The organism is Streptosporangium sp. NPDC002721, from assembly GCF_042888905.1.
Classification (GTDB): Bacteria; Actinomycetota; Actinomycetes; order Streptosporangiales; family Streptosporangiaceae; genus Streptosporangium.
Window position 1 is genome coordinate 1 of record NZ_JBIAQI010000008.1, and the last position, 17,754, is coordinate 17,754.

Annotated in this window: 17 protein-coding genes and 1 pseudogene; 5 read left to right on the plus strand and 13 right to left on the minus strand. The window is 68.5% G+C overall.

The genetic code is table 11. The features are described 5' to 3' along the window. The first annotated feature begins 810 nt into the window (after nt 1-810). On the plus strand, nt 811-2,280 hold the full coding sequence (gene ltrA, locus ACFYWM_RS12265) for a group II intron reverse transcriptase/maturase (RefSeq protein WP_389912752.1): 1,470 nt from the start codon (nt 811-813) through the stop codon (nt 2,278-2,280). 143 nt (nt 2,281-2,423) lie between these two features. Here ltrA and ACFYWM_RS12270 read toward each other — a convergent pair whose 3' ends face one another. After that, the gene (locus ACFYWM_RS12270) at nt 2,424-3,926 is read right to left on the minus strand and encodes an ISL3 family transposase (protein ID WP_389913599.1); all 1,503 of its coding nucleotides are present in this window, start codon (nt 3,924-3,926) and stop codon (nt 2,424-2,426) included. Between the two features lie 334 nt (nt 3,927-4,260). On the opposite strand from ACFYWM_RS12270, the pseudogene ACFYWM_RS12275 reads away from it, so the two are divergent. Beyond that, nucleotides 4,261-4,752 (plus strand): annotated as a pseudogene (locus ACFYWM_RS12275) (transposase); the annotation flags it as partial. Beyond that, a complete protein-coding gene (locus ACFYWM_RS12280; protein ID WP_389912755.1) occupies nt 4,641-5,066 on the plus strand; it encodes a transposase in 426 nt (141 codons plus the stop codon). The pseudogene ACFYWM_RS12275 and the gene ACFYWM_RS12280, both read left to right, overlap by 112 nt. A gap of 293 nt (nt 5,067-5,359) precedes the next feature. Here ACFYWM_RS12280 and ACFYWM_RS12285 read toward each other — a convergent pair whose 3' ends face one another. From ACFYWM_RS12285 to ACFYWM_RS12340, 12 genes are all read right to left on the minus strand, one after another. Next, a complete protein-coding gene (locus tag ACFYWM_RS12285; protein WP_389912758.1) occupies nt 5,360-5,818 on the minus strand; it encodes a hypothetical protein in 459 nt (152 codons plus the stop codon). Between the two features lie 168 nt (nt 5,819-5,986). After that, entirely contained in the window at nt 5,987-7,171 is a 1,185-nt protein-coding gene (locus ACFYWM_RS12290; RefSeq protein WP_389912760.1) for a helix-turn-helix domain-containing protein, read from the minus strand. A gap of 405 nt (nt 7,172-7,576) precedes the next feature. After that, nucleotides 7,577-7,879 carry a hypothetical protein gene (locus tag ACFYWM_RS12295; RefSeq protein WP_389912762.1) on the minus strand — a complete coding sequence of 101 codons (303 nt, stop codon included), beginning with the start codon at nt 7,877-7,879 and terminating at the stop codon, nt 7,577-7,579. Nucleotides 7,880-8,055: 176 nt separating this feature from the next. Continuing rightward, the gene (locus ACFYWM_RS12300; protein ID WP_389912764.1) at nt 8,056-9,297 is read right to left on the minus strand and encodes a hypothetical protein; all 1,242 of its coding nucleotides are present in this window, start codon (nt 9,295-9,297) and stop codon (nt 8,056-8,058) included. A 19-nt stretch (nt 9,298-9,316) separates the two neighbouring features. After that, nucleotides 9,317-9,601, minus strand: coding sequence for a hypothetical protein (locus ACFYWM_RS12305; protein WP_389912767.1), 285 nt, complete (start codon nt 9,599-9,601; stop codon nt 9,317-9,319). Between the two features lie 371 nt (nt 9,602-9,972). Next, nucleotides 9,973-10,347, minus strand: a complete 375-nt coding sequence (locus ACFYWM_RS12310) for a hypothetical protein (protein ID WP_362684189.1) — start codon at nt 10,345-10,347, stop codon at nt 9,973-9,975. A 528-nt stretch (nt 10,348-10,875) separates the two neighbouring features. After that, on the minus strand, nt 10,876-11,025 hold the full coding sequence (locus tag ACFYWM_RS12315) for a hypothetical protein (RefSeq protein WP_389912770.1): 150 nt from the start codon (nt 11,023-11,025) through the stop codon (nt 10,876-10,878). A 142-nt stretch (nt 11,026-11,167) separates the two neighbouring features. Continuing rightward, nucleotides 11,168-12,640, minus strand: coding sequence for a recombinase family protein (locus ACFYWM_RS12320; RefSeq protein WP_389912773.1), 1,473 nt, complete (start codon nt 12,638-12,640; stop codon nt 11,168-11,170). After that, on the minus strand, nt 12,637-13,179 hold the full coding sequence (locus ACFYWM_RS12325) for a recombinase family protein (protein WP_389913602.1): 543 nt from the start codon (nt 13,177-13,179) through the stop codon (nt 12,637-12,639). Before ACFYWM_RS12325 ends, ACFYWM_RS12320 begins: the two co-directional genes overlap by 4 nt. Nucleotides 13,180-13,449: 270 nt before the next feature. Further along, complete coding sequence (locus ACFYWM_RS12330) at nt 13,450-14,244, minus strand: ABC transporter substrate-binding protein (protein ID WP_389912776.1); 795 nt, start codon at nt 14,242-14,244, stop codon at nt 13,450-13,452. Further along, on the minus strand, nt 14,241-15,098 hold the full coding sequence (locus tag ACFYWM_RS12335; RefSeq protein ID WP_389912779.1) for an ABC transporter ATP-binding protein: 858 nt from the start codon (nt 15,096-15,098) through the stop codon (nt 14,241-14,243). Before ACFYWM_RS12335 ends, ACFYWM_RS12330 begins: the two co-directional genes overlap by 4 nt. Then, nucleotides 15,071-15,898 carry an ABC transporter permease gene (locus ACFYWM_RS12340; protein WP_389912782.1) on the minus strand — a complete coding sequence of 276 codons (828 nt, stop codon included), beginning with the start codon at nt 15,896-15,898 and terminating at the stop codon, nt 15,071-15,073. The genes ACFYWM_RS12335 and ACFYWM_RS12340 overlap by 28 nt, the downstream gene beginning before the upstream one ends. Nucleotides 15,899-16,064: 166 nt before the next feature. Here ACFYWM_RS12340 and ACFYWM_RS12345 point away from each other — a divergent pair, with 166 nt between their 5' ends. Beyond that, nucleotides 16,065-16,547 carry a cation:proton antiporter regulatory subunit gene (locus tag ACFYWM_RS12345; RefSeq protein ID WP_389912785.1) on the plus strand — a complete coding sequence of 161 codons (483 nt, stop codon included), beginning with the start codon at nt 16,065-16,067 and terminating at the stop codon, nt 16,545-16,547. Between the two features lie 8 nt (nt 16,548-16,555). After that, complete coding sequence (locus ACFYWM_RS12350) at nt 16,556-17,713, plus strand: cation:proton antiporter (RefSeq protein WP_350967605.1); 1,158 nt, start codon at nt 16,556-16,558, stop codon at nt 17,711-17,713. Nucleotides 17,714-17,754 lie beyond the last annotated feature (41 nt).

Sequence of the window (17,754 nt, forward strand, 5' to 3'; positions counted from 1 at the left end):
GGAGCTTCGGCACTGCCTCACCGCCCATCAACGACCTACTGGGCACTGATCGTACGCCTGATCTTGCCGCCCAAAAAGGAACAAAGCACTAGACGACCTGTCAAGGTGACACCGCTTCCAGGAAGGCCCGGACCACCCCAGGACATGGCAAGGCCCCCACCGCTGCGGACGCTGTTGGTAAATCCGGGGCCTGCGTGATGAGGGACTGTACGGTTTTCGGCGTGCGCCGTGAGGCGTTGTGTTTCGAGTGGAGGTGAAAGACCTTCGCCGCTTGCCCTGTCGTAGCAGGGAAGTGGAGCTGGGGGCAGCCTGATCCGGGTGGTGCCGGGGAGGGCGGGAGCAGCCCCGACAAAGCCGGGACGTGCCAGTACTGCCAGATGGTGCGGGTCTGGTGAGCGGGATGGAGAGGAGTACGCGAGGAACCGGCGTCGTAACGTCCCTCAAAAGTACACCGGCTCGAACCTGGCGGATCAGGGCCGGAGGCGGTGCGCACCCATCTTCGTGTGGGATGGGGAACTCCTGGGGTGCTTGCCGATGGCACCAGGGAGGCCATGAGGAAGGACTACGGCGTACTCATGGCGATGCCGCTGGGACAAAGCCGGGCTCCTCCTTCATCGAGCGAATCACAGCGAACACGGGAACCGTCCCGGATCTGGCCCGCAACCTCGTGACCAGCGAGGAGAGACGGGCTGAGCGCACCGACCGCCGATCGGTCCGGGACGGGGCGGAGCCGCCGTAGTAGTCCGAGGCCGGGAAAGCCGGTCACATGGCCAAGGGCGGCAGCGGGAACGCGAAGGGATGGATGCTGCAATGCCGAAAGACGCGCCACCGAATGGCGGCGCCTGGCCGGAGGCGGTCCCGCTCGGGCCGCGCCGTCGGGTATCGGAGATGCAGGCCAAGCTTCACCGTTGGGCGGCGGCCGAGCCCGGCCGCAGGTTCGACGACCTGTTCAACCTCGTGCACGATCCGGCGACGCTGCTGGTGGCGTTTGACCGGGTCGCGGGCAATGCCGGGTCCCGCACTCCGGGCGTCGATCGTCTGACGGTCGCCGACGTCGAGGAATGCATCGGGATCACGGGGTTGCTGGACGACCTGCGAACTCGCCTGAAGCAGGGTTCGTTTCGGCCACTGCCGGTGCGAGAGCGCGTGATTCCCAAGCCCGGCGGGTCAGGGAAGGTGCGCCGCCTCGGGATTCCGACGGTGACTGACCGGGTCGTGCAGGCGGCGCTGAAACTGGTGCTGGAACCCATCTTCGAGGCCGACTTCCAGCCGGTCTCGTTCGGGTTCCGGCCCCGGCGACGAGCCCAGGACGCAATCGCCGAGATCCATCATTTCGGCACCCGCGGCTATCAGTGGGTGCTGGATGCCGACATCGAGGCGTGCTTCGACTCGATCGAGCATGCGGCCCTGATGGACCGCGTGCGCGGCCGGGTGAAAGACAAACGCGTTCTGGCGCTGGTGAAGGCGTTCTTAAAGGCCGGCATCTTCACCGAGCTTGGCCAGCTCAAGGACACCCCCACCGGCACGCCGCAGGGCGGCATCTTGTCCCCGCTGCTGGCCAACACCGCCCTGTCGGCGCTCGATGAGCGCCTGCACGGGCCATGGGCCGATGGTGGGGCGATGTCTACCGAGAGTCGGCGCGCGACCCGCCGCCGAAAGGGCCTGCCGACCTGGCGGATCGTTCGTTACGCGGACGATTTCGTGGTCTTGGTGCATGGCAGACGGCAGGACGCCGAGGCGCTGGGTGAGGAAGTCGCCAACGTGCTCGCACCTTTGGGGTTACGGCTGTCACCGGCCAAGACCCAGGTCGTGCACCTGAGCGACGGGTTCGACTTCGTCGGGTTCCACATCCGGTGGCGCCGCAAGCGAGGGACGAACACCTGGCACGTCTACACCTTCATTGCTCAGCGGCCCATCCGCTCGGTGAAGGCGAAGATCCGTGCCCTGACATACAGGAAATCGCAGCAGGATCTGGGGTCCGTGCTGAGACGACTTAATCTGATCATGCGCGGCTGGGCCAACTACTTTCAGCATGCCGTGGCCAAACGCGTCTTCGAAGACCTTGCCCGGTTCACCTGGCGCAGGCTCATCACGATGCTGATGGTCCGGCACCGCTGGAGGTGGAAGGACGTACGCCGATGGCTGATAGCTCCCGGCGGGAGCTGGCGGCCCATCACGGCGGCCGGGATCGAGCTGTTCAATATCGCCAGCACGCCGGTCACCCGATACCGCTGGCGCGGCAGCAAAATCCCCAATCCCTGGATCCCCGACCACGCCTGAACGGCAGATCCCGTGGAGAGCCCGTTGCGTTGAAAGGCGCACGGCGGGTTCGGCGAGCGGCCTGGAGAAACGGACCGGGAGCAATCCCGGCACCGCGCTCCAGGCCGACTCAACTCTGTCTCTCTTTCGGTGGTGACGGAGCGTTAGGCCAAGAGGATGCGGTGGCGGAGCAAGGTGAAGCCGGCTCGGCCGTGCATCTGGCGCATGATTCGCTTGGTCTTGGTGTTCACGCCTTCGGTGCCGCCGTTGTGGAAGGGCATGGTGACGGCCGCGCGGACGGCTTCGTGGTCCTGGTCGAGGCCGCGGGTGAAGGCGTGCAGATGAGGTAGATCGGCGCCGCGCGCGGTGGTGATCCACGCGTCGAGGTGGTCAGCGTTGTCCTGGCGTGGCCGGAGCAGGTCGGCGAAGGTGCGCACCAGCCCGGCCAGGTCGATCATCTCGGGGCAGGTGGTGATGAGGTCGTCGTGCAAGCGCCGTTGGTCGTCGGTGAGGTGGTCGGGCCGGGTGAGCAGGAGTCGGGCCAGGCGGCGTGGGGAGATGGGAAGCCGATCGGCTTCGACCCTTCCTTGGGTGATGTAGCGGTAGAGCAGGTTGAAGCTGCCCTGGTAGCCGAGGGCTTTGATCTCGGTGAACAGGTGCAGGACGGGGACGGCGGGCTCATCGCCGCGGCGGCGCCGAAGGTGGTCGCGGTAGGGGTCGACAAGGGTGGGCCGGTATTGCGGGGCGCGTTGCAGCCGCTCTGGCTCGCGGGCGCGGGCGTAGCGTTTGACGGTGTTCAGACCTAGGTTCAGTCGGCGTGCGCACTCCAGCAGGCCGACGCCTTTGCCGAGGAGGTCGTGGATCTGGTGCCAGCGCTCGCGGGTGGTCTGGGCGCGTTTGCCGTCCTGCAGCGGCGGTCCGGCTTTGGCCCAGCAGGCGCTGTGTCCGGCGACTTCTCTCAAGACGGCCTCGCTGAAGTTGTGCCATAGGTGCCAGCGGTCGGCGACCTGGATGGCCTCTGGCAGGGCGCGGCGGATCGCTTCGGCGTAGGTGGCGGAGCCGTCCCGGCACACGATCTGCACTCCGGGATGGGCCTGCAGCCAGGCTGCCAGGAGATCGGCGGTGCGGCCGGGTAGGACGTCGATGCGCTCGCGTGTTTCGGCGTCGATGAGCACGGTGGCGTAGCGGTGGCGCCGGCGCAGGGCGAAGTCGTCTACTCCCAGCACTCGAGGTACCCGCGGCTGAGGTAGCGGCAGGCGCAGCAGGATGCGCAGGGCGGTATGCCGGGACAGGTGCACGGCCAGCGCGGACAAGGCGCGAGCGCCGGCACGGCCGGCCAGTTCACGGACCACCACGCCGATCTGCGAGGTCAGGCGCGGAGTGCGCCGCTGGTAGCGCTCCAGCACACCGGGAAGCTGTTCGCGGAAGGTCTGGCGGCAGCCGGGCGTGGGGCAGATGAGACGGCGAATCCGCACCAGCACCACAACGCGGCGGGCATCGATCGGGATGTCGGCCACGCTCCGCTCGTAATAGCCGTGCACCCGCGCCGCCTCGGCCCCGCAAGCCGGGCAAGTGACTGATCCATCTGGGGTCCGCGCCCACACCCGGATCTGCTCGCCCTCGTCTGCGACGTCTTCAATGACCAGCGGCGATAAGCCCGAAAACACCGTATGCACAAGCTCATCGACATCACGCACGACTCAGCGTGACCTATCGGCACCTTCCGTCACCACCGAATACGAGACAGAGCCGTTAACTGGACAGACCCTCTCATTGGTCTGGGCGGTGCTGGAGCGCGCCGCCCGCGGCTGGCGCGGTTTCACCATGACCTCCAAAGGCCTGCGCACCCTGCAGGACCTGCGCCGAGCCCTGCTTACCCCACCCAGCCTGCTCCGCCCGACAGCCACCCCGGCCACCGACTCGACACCCCAAACGGCAGCCGCTTAAGATCAACCCACGGCACCTACCTCGTCGAGCCTTTTACACCGCTCCGAGGACGCGACCACCGGGGCGAAGCGGGACCTGGGCTGGTCCGGCTACAAGGTCCACTTGAGTGAGACCTGTGAGCCCGACGCTCCGCACCTGATCACGCATGTCCACACCACCCCGGCGCCGGTCAACGACGACGCCGTCTTGGAAGACATCCACTCGGCCCTGGCCGAGCAGGGGCTGGTGCCCGGTGAGCACCTGGTAGACGCTGGATACGTCGATGCCGAACAGATCCACCACGCCCGCCGCGATCACGGCATCAACCTCGTCGGACCAGTCGGGAAGAACACCAACCGGCACCAGGCCAGCGGTGACTTCTTCGACAGCACCCGTTTCACCATCAACTGGGACCAGCGCCAGGCCATCTGCCTCGGCGGCCAGACCAGCGTTCAATGGCGCGAAGCCCAAAGCCACCGGGGTACCCCGTCCGTTTCGCCGCCCGGCACTGCGGCCCTTGCGAACTGCGGCCCTCGTGCACCGACTCACAAACCGGCCGCAACCTGACCTTGCGGCCGAGGGCCGAGCACGACATCCTCCAGCAAGCCCGCACCGAGCAGGACACCGACCACTGGCGTCGCCGTTACGGCCACCGCGCCGGCGTCGAAGGCACCATCTCGCAGGCCGTCCAGGTGTTCGGTCTTCGCAGATCTCGCTATCGCGGTCTCGCCAAAACCCGGCTGCAACACCACCTCACCGGTGCCGCCATCAACCTCGCCCGCCTTGATGCCTGGCTTACCGGCGTACCCCTGGCCCGCACCCGAACCTCACCCTTCGCAGCCCTCCGCCCCGTTGGATGCGATCCAACGGGGCAGAATTAACCAACAGCGTCCGCTGCGGTGGGGGCCTGGATTCCGTGGCGGCGCCTCCGCGCCGAGGCAGCGATCGAGCCGCGGAACCCTACGAGCATCAGCTGCCATGTCGGCTCCTGGAGGCTCGCACGTTCATAAGAGGAAGAGCAGATTTCCTGTTTCGTGGGAAACCCGCCAGCGGATGTGACACGAATGCAAAGGGAGGGCGGCGCCCTGCCGCACATCAGGTGTGGATCTGGGAGATCCCAAGGCGTCGCCCTTCCCTCGCCGTGCCCTGGACGCGCAGCAGGCGCTCGACGTACTCAGACGGTGGACGGCTCGCCGTCAAGGCTCAGGACGTACGCAATCTGGTCGGCCGCCGCCTCGATGTCGTCCGCGTCGGCGAGACGCTCCAGCTCGTCGGATGTCCCTGTTTCAGGAAGGCGATCGCCCTTCCACCACCAGTACCAGGCCAGGCCGACCGGCTTGCCGTCGGCCCGCGGCCGAGCGTCCTTCATGAGGACGACCAGCTGAGACAGGCCGGTGAAAAACGATCGGGCCACCGCCTGGTCCTGGGCTCCGGCGGCTTCGCTGTAGTCGGCCGGCCGGGAGAAAAGCAGGATCGCGTTGGCGACCTGCCGGACGGTCAGGCCACGCGCGTGGGCGGCTTCGGTGAGCCGCTGGGTCAGCTCCGCAGGACTAGGGGGAACCTGCGGCGCTTTAACATCTTTCACATGTTTTTTTGTCATATGTCGGCTTTCGAGGGTGGTGGATGTATACACGACCTTTCGATCAGCTCAGCGTCACGTCTCGTCGACGAACGGATCGCGCCGACGATGACCGCAGAGTGATGTGGAACACATTCCGACCGTAGGTCGTCCACCACCGAACGTCACTGACAGTTTGGTTCAGCGAAAAACGCAACTGTCAGTGGCTGTTATCTTCCCTGGTCAGTAGGCCAAACCGACAGCATCGGCAAGCTCACGCATCTCCGAGCTGAGCTTCCGCTTGCGCTTGGCGACGAGGCGGCCAACGATGTCGTGGGCGTACCGCTGCTTGGCCAGCCACTCAGGCGAGACGCGGACGAGATCCTGCAGCACAGCGAACGACTCGTTGGTCTTCCTCATGGACAGCAGCGCTGAAGCGACATCGAGCCGGTGGCGGTTCCGGCTGGCCGAGTGCGCGTACGGCAGATCAGCCGGGATGCGCTCGGCGATCGCCAGCACCCGATCCGGCTGGTTCAGCACCGCGGCATTCTCCGCAGCGATCATGGCGACCGTCACCGGCCCGAACGTGCGGGTCGTCGAGGTGTCCGACAGCGCCTCGTGGCCGATGCCGGCGGCGGCCGCCCGTGCCAGCCTTATCGCGTCCGCGGCCTCCCCGGGCCGGTTGTCGCGCACCCCGGCGTTGGAGATGCCGAGCAGCAGACGCCCCCACAGGGCCAGTTCGGTCGTCGTCGCCCGCGAGAACCGCGGCTCGATGTCGTCGGCCCACCGCGTCGCGAGGGTCCGCGCCTGGTCGAGCTGGCCTTGCCGCAGGTGCAGCCAGACCCGCGTGTTGACGGCGGCGGCCGCGTCAAGCCGGTCGTCGGCCAGGTCGATCGCCCGGTCCAGCGTGGGCTCGGCCATGCCGAACTGCCTGGTCTGGGTGAGAACCCAGCCGGTCGCGTTCAGCAGCCGCGACCGCACGGCGCGGCCGTTGCCGTTGAGCGCCTCCGCGTCCCGCAGCAGCGGCGGCAGCAGCGTGGCCAGCTCCTTGTACCGGTTGTCGGCCAGGAGCGGCTTGAGCGCCCTCAGGCCGTCGGCCACGCCGTCGACGGTCGGTTCCTCGTCCGGCTGCTGCATCCGGCCGAGCAGCGCCCGGTAGGTCTGCTCCCACACGACCCGGTCAGGTGCGGCTTCCTGCTCGGTGTCACCTCGCCCACCGATCAGGAGACTGGTGGTCACCTGCAGCGCCTCCGCGATCTTACGGACGGTCTCTACGCGCACTTCACCATGGTTGCCCTGCTCCAGCTTGGCCACGTAACTCTCTGACAGGCCACTCAGTTCGGCGAGAGCTTTCTGAGACAGCCCGCGCCTTTTCCTGACCTCGCGTACCCGTGTCGGAAGCTCGCTCACCGTGTTACGTTCGGGCATGGCCCCGCCCTTTCCTGTGACGTAGACACTCTCAGGCTAAGCGTGCGGGGCTCACTTGTTGGCGGAGACGCCCAGGTGTTTCCCCACCGCGCAGCCCCGGCACTGCCGCGGGATACCTCGCATCTGCCCGTCCGGAGTCATCCGGTTCCATCCGGAGATAGGGCACCGCCTCCCGAGCGCTGTCGGCGGAAGCTACGCTGAAAGCGCTCCTCACCGCGTGCGAGGGGTGGGCGATTCCGCCAAGAACGCTGTGTGCGGCCTGACATGCACCAGGCCACTAGGGGGCTGGTGCATGTCAGGCCGTTCGCATTCCCGCCGCCCACCTAGCCGTTCACACCGCCCCCTTGACGTGCTCCAGACATGGCGACCGACGTGCGAGCTGCTGGCCATGCGGGAGGTGTGCCCCTACGGCGCGACGGCGCGAGCGGCGAGTTCCTTCTGGCGCCGCTCCTCAAGCACGCGGCGCATCTGTTCGGTGTTGGCGCTTTCGATGTAGCGGCTCAGGCTCTTGCCCACGCCCAGCCGACATTCGACCTCGCTACGCGCACCGGGGCGAAGCAGGCCGTCCGGCTGCCTCAGCAGTCGCTGCGCCAGCTCGTAGAACGCGATCTGGTCCAGGTCCGCCTGGTAGCGGCTGTCCTGCTTCTTCTGCAACGCGTCACGGGCTTTCTGCCACTCCTGCTCGGAGGGCTCGGGCGGCAAAATCACGATCGGATTGTAACGGTGGTGGTGCGCGGCGCCCACGGACTGTCACCGCCCCTGCGCAGCGGTGAGGACGCTCGCCGCCTGGTCGGCCGACGTGCCGCAGGCCGCGACGAGCGGCTGGGCCGCCGCGGTGCTTGCTTCGCACGGGGCGGCATGGGCCGCCAGGGTTCCGACGGTCGTCATTGCGCCTGCCCCTCGGTCTCGTCGCTTTCGCTGTCGTCGAGCTGGCCTCGCATGACCGCTCTCACCTTCTGGGTGCGGGCCCTGCCCCACGACTCGGACATGCCGTAGTGCGTGCCGAGCAGGCTGCCGGGGATGGTGACCCCGTCGAGGCGGGCCTGCCGATAGGCGTCCTCGGCTGACTCGCGCTTTTCGTGATCACTGGCCATCGCCGCGACCTCGTCGCGCGTCGGCAGGTACCGGCCCGGGTTCGGGGCGCCGCTGGGGAGTTCCTGCTGTTGCTTACGGTCCAGCGCCTCGGCCCGCTTGGCGGCGGTCTTGGCGTCGCGTCTCCTCTGTTTGTCGGTGAGGTGCTCGACGGCGACACGGTACGCGCTCTCAGCGTCGGCGATCTTGTAGCGGACGGCTTGCCGCTTGGCCGCGAACGTCTCGGGGAGCCACAGGAGCCATTGCAGGGCGTCGAACGAGGCGACCGGCTTGCCGCCCGCGTGCTGCTGCGTGGCGGCGCTTGGCGCACGCCCGTCAACCTCCAGCATGGAGGCTGTTTCGGCGTAGCGGGCGGCGGCGTACCAGGCCCACAAGACCGGCGACAGAAGCGACAGGATGGCAAACGGGATCGCGAGGGCTTGCTGCCCCTGCGTCGCCGACCAGTGCCCGTAGTTCAGGCCGGCGACAACCCCTGCGAGCAGGGCGGCCGCGATGAACTGGAGCCTGTAGGGGCGCCCCTGGCGGCGGGCGGCGAGGCCGTAGTCCAGCACCGTGACGGCGACCAGTTCCAGCCCTGCGGCGAGCATGACGGCCGCCAGCACGGGCAGCTCCTGCTGCTCGATGAAGAAGCGGGCCTGCCCGAATCCTGCCGCCCCGTTCACGATCAGGTTGACGATCAGCCGCCGGGCCCGCCCGCTGTACTCGGCGATCAGGGTGCGGGTGTGGTTGCCGCTTTCGCGGCGCTTGCTGCGCTGTGCCGCAACCTTCGCCACCCGTGCTGCTTCAGCGTCACGGATGCGCTTGGCTTCGGCCGCGCGCTGCCGTTCGTCGGTGTGCAGCCTGGCTCGGTGGGTGATCGCCGCGATTTTCGCGTCGGCCTCCGCCTGGGCGACGGCGGCCGCCGCGAGGATCTTGCAGCGCTCGGAGTCGGCGCGTGCGGCAAGAGCAGCAGCCTCGGCATGCTCGGCCTCGACGAGCGGGTCGACCGGCTCGGGGGCGGGTTGTCGGCGCAGCCGCGCCAAGAGAGGGATCATGTTGAATCCTCGGGACGGGTCAGAGGGCGATGTAGGCGATGAAGGCGCCGGCCGCGCAGAGGTAGCGAAGAAGCCGGAGCGCGACCGGGTTCGTCGAGTGGGTGCAGGCGTACAGCGCGGAGACAGCGGCACACCCCATGCCGATCAGGAGGAGGAGCGACAGGGCTGCGAGGTGGAGCGGGTGCTGGGAGTAGGGGAAGCGTGTGGCGGCGACGCATGCGGCGGCCAGGGCCAGCAGCGTCTCCAGCCATGAGACCGCCAGGCGTCTTCCGTGGATCTCGGCGGCCTCCGGCGTTCGGTGCATGAGCGCCCTTCCGTTGGTGGCAGTCGGTGATGGTCGGCGTTCGGTTCCGGCCGGGGGGACCGGGCGGCTGGGCCCTGCCCGGCAGCTGGGGAATCGCCGGTGCGGGGAGGTCCTGGTGAGGTGTGAGCGGGGCCCGGACGGGCTCATCGCTCGTGTGGTGCCTGAGCCGGTCTGTGCCGGCGGGCTCGCTCGAAGGGGCATCCCTTAGGCAACGAGTATGGGATCAGTGCATCATTGTTCCCTCCTAGGTGTAGGGCGCAGCATACTACGCAGCGTGGCCGGGAGGTCACGATTGAACATGACGGGGTGAGACACAGAAAGCCCCGCCGCTGCGGCGCGACAGCGGCGGGGCTTTCGAGATCGAGGCCAGGTCAGCCGGTGGCTACGAGCCTTCCTTCCAGGCGGTTGCTCGCGGGACCTCCGGCGACAGGGGTGGCCCCGGCGGCCCCGGCGGCCGCGGCGGCCTGGGCCTCGATCGTCTGGCGGCTCCCGGCGGCCGGGTACGGCGCAGCGGGAGCGGGACCACGCAGTTCACCACCGAAGGTGGGAACGTGCGGAGCCCAGTGGGCGGCGCTGTGGAGGGGGGTGGCGAACACCTCGCCGCCGCGGTCGTCGAAGAACGACAGGATTCGCCCCTCATGCGTCAGGCTGTAGCTGGCCGCAGTGATCTGTGTGTCCTTCACGCTCGGGTCGCGGAAGCTGATCGTCCAGAGCACCATGAGCATTTCTCCTCTTCCCCTGTCCATGTCATGATCCATTCGCGGAGCCATGCTCCTGGGGGTGGGAACATGTGGCGCGAGACATAGGGAGACGGATCGTCACTGTCACCCCATTGCTGTAGCTGGCTACACACGGTACAGATCCAGCAACTGCCTGCGATGGAGTTCGAGGAAGACAGAACATCCCTTGCCTCTTCGGCCAGCCTGTTCGCACGTCCCGGCCTCACGCTCGCGCCGGCCGCGGCAGCGGCAGCGGCAAGGGAGTCGCCTGCGCCGCGGCGGCGACCGGCGCGACGGGAGAGCCCTGAAGATGGAGGGGGCACGATCTGGACGTGGCGAGATCGCGCCACCTGTCACGCTCGGCGTGATGGAACTCCGCAACGAACGCAACTCTTATACGACAGGTAGATGTCTAGCAATAACGTCCGTTACATTACGGGTGCTGAGGTGAGTGAGCGCGCAGAAAAGGCCGCGGAACCTTTCACAGGTTCTGCGGCCTTCCGCGTGTCGCGCTCCACCAAGGGGTGGACCGAGCGGGGTGGTCTTCCCGCAGGTTCACGCCACGGCGGGAAAGGCCGACGTAGGGGCCGCATCGGCTCCGATGATCAGGGCCGCAGCTTCCACCACGCTGTCGCTCATCTCGATATCCGGCTCACAGGCCAGGAGCTCTGCGATTCGGGCGGCGAGGCGGTCGACGTCATCCACAGGACCCTCCGGTACGTACGGTGAGGGCAACCCTACGGGCGATCTCCCAGGATCACTGTCACCCACGGTAGGCGTACAAGCGCGCAGCGCGCAGCCGAAGAGGCAGATTCACGACACCTGATCGTGTTCGCCCCGATCGTCGTCAATCACGCCACACCCAGTTCAGCCGCGCCAGGTCCAATCCCCGGAATCCCACTCTGGTCGTCGGCCCGACGGAGATGTGGTCGAGCACCGCCGCCACCAGGTCTCGGCGCCGCTCCAAGGGAGCGTCGGCCCACCACTGGGCGAGTTCACGCGGGCCGAGGCCTTCGGGCAGCGTTGAAAGGCGGTTGGCCTGGTTGATCTGCGCGCGCAGTTTGGTGATCTCGTTTTGCGTGGTGCGGTCAGCCGCCTGGAACGCCTCCTTGGAAATCTTCCTCGCGACCCAGTCGCTGGCGAGGCTGACGATGTTCTCCTCGTGTTCCTTGATCTGGTCGAGGATCTGCTCTTCGCTTTGCGCGCTCATCGCGCTGTGAAGGCGGCGTGCGACGACCGGTGAGGCGAATCGGGCCATGACACGCGCGGCCACTTCCTCCTCCAGCGCCTCGGCGGCGATTCGGATACGGCCGCACCCGCCGTTGGGCGGGTTTTTGCGGCACACGTAGCCTCGGGATCCGGCGTTGCTCGGCTGGGACTGCAGGGGTTTTCCGCAGCCGGGCATGCCGCAGGCCAGCAGGCCACCCGACAGCAGGTACTTGCGGACCGAGAGGTTTCCGCCGCCACCTGTGTTGCGGATGGGGTCGGCGAAGAGGGCCACGAGTTTCGCCTGGGTCTCGTCGTCGATGATCGCGTCCCATGTGCCTTTGGCGACCTTCTCGCCGTTGAGGGTGCGCCAGCCGGCGAGCTTCGGATTCTGCAACGCCCGGCGCAGTGTCACCGCCTGCCACGGCCCGCCGGTTGACGTGCGGATCCCCCGGGCGTCCAAATCGGTGACGATCGAGCGCAGCGATTGCCGTTTCAAGACACGCTTCGCGACTTCGCGGAGTACCTCGGCTTCCGATTCAACGACGGTCTTGCCGTCTTTCTCATATCCGTAGGTGCGCATTCCGCCGTACCAGCTTTCACCTCGTAGTGCTTTTTGCCGATTGGCAGCCTTCTGCCGCTCGGCTTTGTGCTCGACCTCTCGGCGGGACGCCGCCGCGAACATGCGGGCCGACATTCTGCCCGTCGACGTTCTCAGGTCGATATCTCCGTGAACCGCACTGAACAATGTGCCGAGTTTCTCGGCGTAGGTGCACAGGTGTTCCAGTTCCAGGTTGCGTCGCGTTACCCGGTCCAAATGCCAGCAGCCGACTGCGGTGACCGCGCCCGCTTCGATGTCGGCAAGCATGCGCTCGTAATTCTTGCGGCGCTTTCGCGTATTACTGGCGCTCATGTCGTTGTCGTCGTAGACATCGACGATCACGGCGTCCGGGTCGAGGCGGTGGATCATCTCGCGGATCTCGGTCTCCTGGCGCTGCACGCCGAGCCCGGCACCGATCCGGTCCCGTGAGATCCGCACGTAGATCGCCCAGCGGTGGCCGGTGTAGCCCAGTGTCATCGACGCGTACGGTGCGCCGGTCCACAGCATGCTCATCGGCCGCTCCGAGGTCGGCGGCGCGGCCGGGCCGCAGCCGCGCCGAGCCGGGCGGCTGCGCTGGTCAGGGCGATGAGGGGGTCGTCGACGTCCTGGCCGGTCTTCGCGAGGGTCACACCGACGCCGAGGCCGCGCAGGGTCTCCACCGTCTGCGCCGCGGCATCGTGCTGACGGCCGAGCTGGTGCAAGTCCCACACCATGACACGGTCGACCCGGCCCTGGCGGGCGGCGTCGATCAGCTGGCTCCTGCCGGCCCCCGCCAGGCCCAGGTCACTGAAGCGGGAGACGATCGTGCCGCCAAGCCGGGCGACGGCGTCCTCCATGACGGCGAACTGCTGCGCGGCCTGTGCCAGATCTCCGCCCCCAGATCGCGCGTAGAGCGCCCAGCGAACACCTGGGGAAGGCAGATGACCCGCCGGGAGGGTTTTGGCGCTCTCCGGCGGCCTCAGAGGCGCAGGAGGGCTATGGGGACGATGGTCGTCGGTTCCCCTGATGGTCGCTCCCAAGACGAGGCGCCCGCGTCCGCGTGAGGCGCGCATGAAGATACCCACGCCTGTGTGCCCCCTCCCAGACAGCGCAACGCCCCCGCGCTGTGGCCGGGAGCGTCCATATGTCAGCCAGCTGTATGGCGTCGTGACAATCGCGGCCACGAGATCCAGCGGGTCATACAGCGAAGTTATTCCGTGCTGGACGACGACAAGAGTACGACGGCAACTCACCCCTGGCCAGTCGCTCACTGTCCCCCGACAGCTCCCCGGTCAATCACCCACGTCGAACACGCCACATCGTGGCAGGTCAAACCTATATGACTAAATGACAATCGCGCACTCGTCCTGGTTGTCGTTGGCCCACTTGTGCGCCTTGCGGATCCGCGTCACCCAGTCGCCCAGCGCCGCCGTGCGGGCCGGGTCGGCCAGGGTGTCCCTGCCGGTGATCTGGAACTCGAAGCCGTTGGCGTAGCCCTCGCCGTCGATCAGGATGCGCGCCTTGGTCTGGACCTCGGCCTGGGCGGTGTAGGGGTCCCAGATGGCCCAGGCGTCGATCTTGCCGGAGGAGAGCGCGGCGAGGGCGTCCGGCGGCTGGAGGTACTGGGGCTGGATGTCCTCGAAGCTCAGGCCCTCCTTCTTCAGCACGGCCAGCAGGTGGAAGTTCGAGGAGCTGCCCTTGGCGACGGCGACGCGCTTGCCGCGCAGGTCGGCCGGGGCCTTGATGGGCGAGTCGGCCGGGACGACGATGGCCTGGCCCCCGACCTGCTTCTCCGAGACCGCGACGATGGAGATCTTCGCCCCGGCGGACGCCGCGAAGACCGGCGGGGCGTTGCCCACCGCGCCGAAGTCCAGGGAGCCGGCGTTGATGGCCTCCAGGAGCGGCGGCCCCGAGGTGAACTGGGACCAGGTCACCTTGTACTTGACGTCGTCGAGCTGGCCGGCCGCGGTCAGCAGCGCCTGCAGGCCCGTGCCCTTCTGGTCGCCGACGCGCAGCGTCACCTGGGACAGGTCGACCGAGCCGTCGGCGCGTACGGCCTGCTCCTCCCCCGCCCCGCAGGCGGCGGTGACGGTCAGGAGCAGGGCCGCGGCGATCAGGGCGGTGATGCGATGTTTCATGCGGTTCCCTCCGGGATGACGCCTAACCGGTCGAGCAGGGTGGAGCGCAGTGCGACGAGATCGGGGTGGTCACGGTGGCGGGGCCGGGGCAGCTCGACCCTGGACTCGTGGGCGATGACGCCCCCGTCGAGCACCAGGACACGGTCGGCCAGCAGCATGGCCTCGTCCACGTCGTGGGTGACGAGCAGGATTCCGGGCCGGTGCCTCGCCCACAGGTCGAGCACGAGCCGGTGGATGGTGATGCGGGTCAGCGCGTCCAGGGCGCTGAACGGCTCGTCCAGCAGGAGCAGGCCTGGCTCGCGGACCAGCGCCCTGGCCAGGGAGGCCCGCTGGGCCTCGCCGCCCGACAGGGTGAGCGGCCAGGCGCCGCGCAGCGCGCCGAGGCCGACCTCCTCCAGCGCGGCCAGCGCGGCGGCTCCCGGGTCGGGGGCGCGCAGGCCGAGGGCGACGTTGGCCAGGACCCGCCTCCACGGCACGAGCCGGGGCTCCTGGAAGGCCACGGCGACCGTGCCGCCCACCTCGACCCCACCCTCGGCGCCGGGGTCGAGCCCCGCGAGCACCCGCAGGAGGGTGGACTTGCCAGAGCCGCTCCGGCCGAGCAGGGCGACGAACTCGCCCTGACCGATCTCCAGGTCGATCCCGTCGAGGACCTTCCGCTCGCCGAACGCGCGGGTGAGCCCCCTGACCGCCGCCGCCGGAGCCACCGTACGGGACGGGATCTCGCCGGAGGGCCGGCCCCCCGCGGCGGACCGGGCCTCGGTACGGGCAGAGGTCCCGGTGCGGGCGGGGATCTCGGTGTGGGACGGGGTCTCGGTGTGGGGCGAGGTCAGCGTGACAGGAAGTTCTGCCGCCATGACAGGGCCCTCCTCTCCAGCAGGCGTACCACGGCGTCGGTGAGCAGGCCGAGGATCGCGTAGACGATCAGGCCGACGACGACCACGTCGGTGCGCAGGAACTCCCGGGCATTGTTGATCATGTATCCCAGCCCGGCGTCCGCGTTGATCTGCTCGGCCACGATCAGCGCCAGCCAGGCCACGCCCAGGCTCTGCCGCAGGCCGACGAGGGTCTGCGCCAGCGCGCCCGGCAGGACGATCTGGGTGACCGTCTCCGTGCGGCTCAGCCGCAGCACCCGGGCCACCTCGGCGAGCTTGCCGTCGACGCCGCGGATCCCGGAGAAGGTGTTGAGGTAGAGCGGGAAGAGCACGCCGAGGGCGACCAGGGCCACCTTGGGGATCTCCCCGATGCCGAACCAGAGGATGAACAGCGGGATCAGCCCGAACAGCGGGAGCGCCCGCAGCATCTGCAGCGGGGGGTCGACGGCGTTCTCGCCCACGCGGCTGAGCCCGGCGACCAGGGCCAGCCCGATCCCGGCGACGGCGCCCAGGGTGAAGCCGATCGCGGCCCGCTGGAGCGAGACGGCGATCGCCTCGGGCAGGACACCCTCCTGGACGAGCCCCGCGGCGGTGGTGAGGATCTTCAGGGGTGAGGCGAGGAGCCGTTCCGGGAGGAGCCCGGTGGCGCTGGCGACCTGCCAGACGACGACGATGACCAGGGGGCTGACGAGACGCTGCCAGGCGGCGGAGGACAGGGGGACGCGCGACCGTGCCGGCACGGCCCGCTGTCGCATCCCCGCGTCGACGGCGGGAGCGGACAAGGAGAACCTCATTCACGGCGGGAGGTTGGATTCCCGTTCATCGTGCGGCAAATAACCCACAAAGTCAATCGGAAATACAGGGTTTAGTCGGTAACGTGGCTCCGGCCCATGATTGGTAGGTTTTCGGTAAAGGACGAACGCACACGCAAGCGGAGGAGCTGGCACGGTGGAGGTCGAGCAGACGGCACTGCCCGGTATAGGACTGCGGCACGAGTTCACGACGCGGTCGGGCAGGCGCATCGGGATCGTCTCTCACCGCACCGGACGGCGTGACCTGGTGATATACGACCCCGACGATCCCGACCGCGCGTGCGAGACCGTCAAGATGAACGACGAGGAGGCCGACGCGCTCGCCGAGCTGCTCGGCGCCCCGCGCATCGTGCAGCGCCTCAACGACCTGCACCGCGAGGTCGAGGGCCTGGTCAGCCTGCAGCTGCCGATCCTGCCCGGCTCCCCGTACGCCGGCCGCCCGATGGGTGACGCGCGCGTCCGCACCCGCACCGGCGCCTCGATCGTGGCCGTGGTGCGCGACGGCCAGGTGTTCGCCAGCCCCGCCCCCGACTTCGGGCTGGCCGAGGGCGACGTGGTGGTCGTGGTGGGCAGCCCCGAGAGCACATCCGCCGTCTCCGACATCCTTTCCGGCGGGTAGGGCACCGGGTGCACACTGCGATTCTCTTCCTTGAGCTCGGTGCTGTCCTTCTCGGGCTCGGCATACTCGGAGCACTCGCCCTGAAGGTGGGCATCTCGCCCATCCCCCTCTACCTCATCGCCGGCCTGGCCTTCGGCACCGGCGGCATCCTGCCCCTCGCCACCAGCGAGGAGTTCATCGCGGTCGGCGCCGAGCTCGGCGTCATCCTGCTGTTGCTCACCCTCGGCCTGGAGTACAACGCCGACGAGCTCGTGACGAGCCTGAAGGGCAACGCGCGCGCGGGCGTCGTCGACCTGGTGCTCAACGCCGCGCCGGGCGCGATCGCCGCGCTGCTGCTGGGCTGGGGTCCGGTGGCCGCCATCGCGATGGCCGGTGTCACGTACGCGACCTCCTCGGGCATCACCGCGAAGGTCCTGTCCGACCTGGGGTGGATCGGTAACCGCGAGACGCCGGTGGTGCTGTCGCTGCTGGTCTTCGAGGACCTCACGATGGCGATCTACCTGCCGGTCCTCACCGCGGTGCTCGCCGGGCTGAGCCTCGCCAGCGGCGCGGTCACCGTGGCGATCGCGCTGGCCGCGGTCAGCGTCGTGCTGCTGGTCGCGCTCCGCTACGGCAAGGCCATCGAGGCGTTCGTCTCCAGCCCCAACTCCGAGGTGCTGCTGCTGAAGGTCATCGGGCTCGCGCTGCTGGTCGCCGGGGTGGCCCAGCAGCTGCAGGTCTCGGCCGCGGTCGGCGCCTTCCTGGTCGGCATCGCGCTCTCCGGGGAGCTGGCCGAGGACGCCCAGGCGCTGCTCACCCCGATCCGCGACCTGTTCGCCGCGGTGTTCTTCGTCTTCTTCGGCCTGCAGACCGACCCGACCAAGATCCTGCCGGTCGCCGGGCTGGCCGCGCTGCTCGCGTTGATCAGCATGATCACGAAGCTGCTCACCGGTGCCTACGCCGCCCGCCGGGCGGGTATCGCCAAGGCGGGCCAGGCGCGGGCCGGCATCGCGCTCATCCCCCGGGGCGAGTTCAACATCGTGATCGCCGGGCTCGCGGTGGCCGCCGGGGTCCATCCCGACCTGGGGCCGCTGGCCGCCGCGTACGTGCTCATCCTCGCCGCGTTCGGCCCGCTGGCCGCGCGGCTCGTCCAGCCCTTCATCACCGCCATCGCCAAGCGCGCCTGAGATCCGCCGGGCCCGCCGTCCCGGCGGGCCCGGCGGGATCC

Excerpts from the sequence above, each read along its gene's own strand:
- ACFYWM_RS12290 (WP_389912760.1), bottom strand. The coding sequence starts at position 7,171 with ATGCCCGAACGTAACACGGTGAGCGAGCTTCCGACACGGGTACGCGAG.
- ACFYWM_RS12335 (WP_389912779.1), bottom strand. The coding sequence starts at position 15,098 with ATGGCGGCAGAACTTCCTGTCACGCTGACCTCGCCCCACACCGAGACC.
- ltrA (WP_389912752.1), top strand. The coding sequence starts at position 811 with ATGCCGAAAGACGCGCCACCGAATGGCGGCGCCTGGCCGGAGGCGGTC.
- ACFYWM_RS12320 (WP_389912773.1), bottom strand. The coding sequence starts at position 12,640 with ATGAGCATGCTGTGGACCGGCGCACCGTACGCGTCGATGACACTGGGC.
- ACFYWM_RS12280 (WP_389912755.1), top strand. The coding sequence starts at position 4,641 with ATGGCGCGAAGCCCAAAGCCACCGGGGTACCCCGTCCGTTTCGCCGCC.
- ACFYWM_RS12305 (WP_389912767.1), bottom strand. The coding sequence starts at position 9,601 with ATGCACCGAACGCCGGAGGCCGCCGAGATCCACGGAAGACGCCTGGCG.
- ACFYWM_RS12310 (WP_362684189.1), bottom strand. The coding sequence starts at position 10,347 with ATGGACAGGGGAAGAGGAGAAATGCTCATGGTGCTCTGGACGATCAGC.
- ACFYWM_RS12325 (WP_389913602.1), bottom strand. The coding sequence starts at position 13,179 with ATGCGCGCCTCACGCGGACGCGGGCGCCTCGTCTTGGGAGCGACCATC.
- ACFYWM_RS12300 (WP_389912764.1), bottom strand. The coding sequence starts at position 9,297 with ATGATCCCTCTCTTGGCGCGGCTGCGCCGACAACCCGCCCCCGAGCCG.
- ACFYWM_RS12330 (WP_389912776.1), bottom strand. The coding sequence starts at position 14,244 with ATGAAACATCGCATCACCGCCCTGATCGCCGCGGCCCTGCTCCTGACC.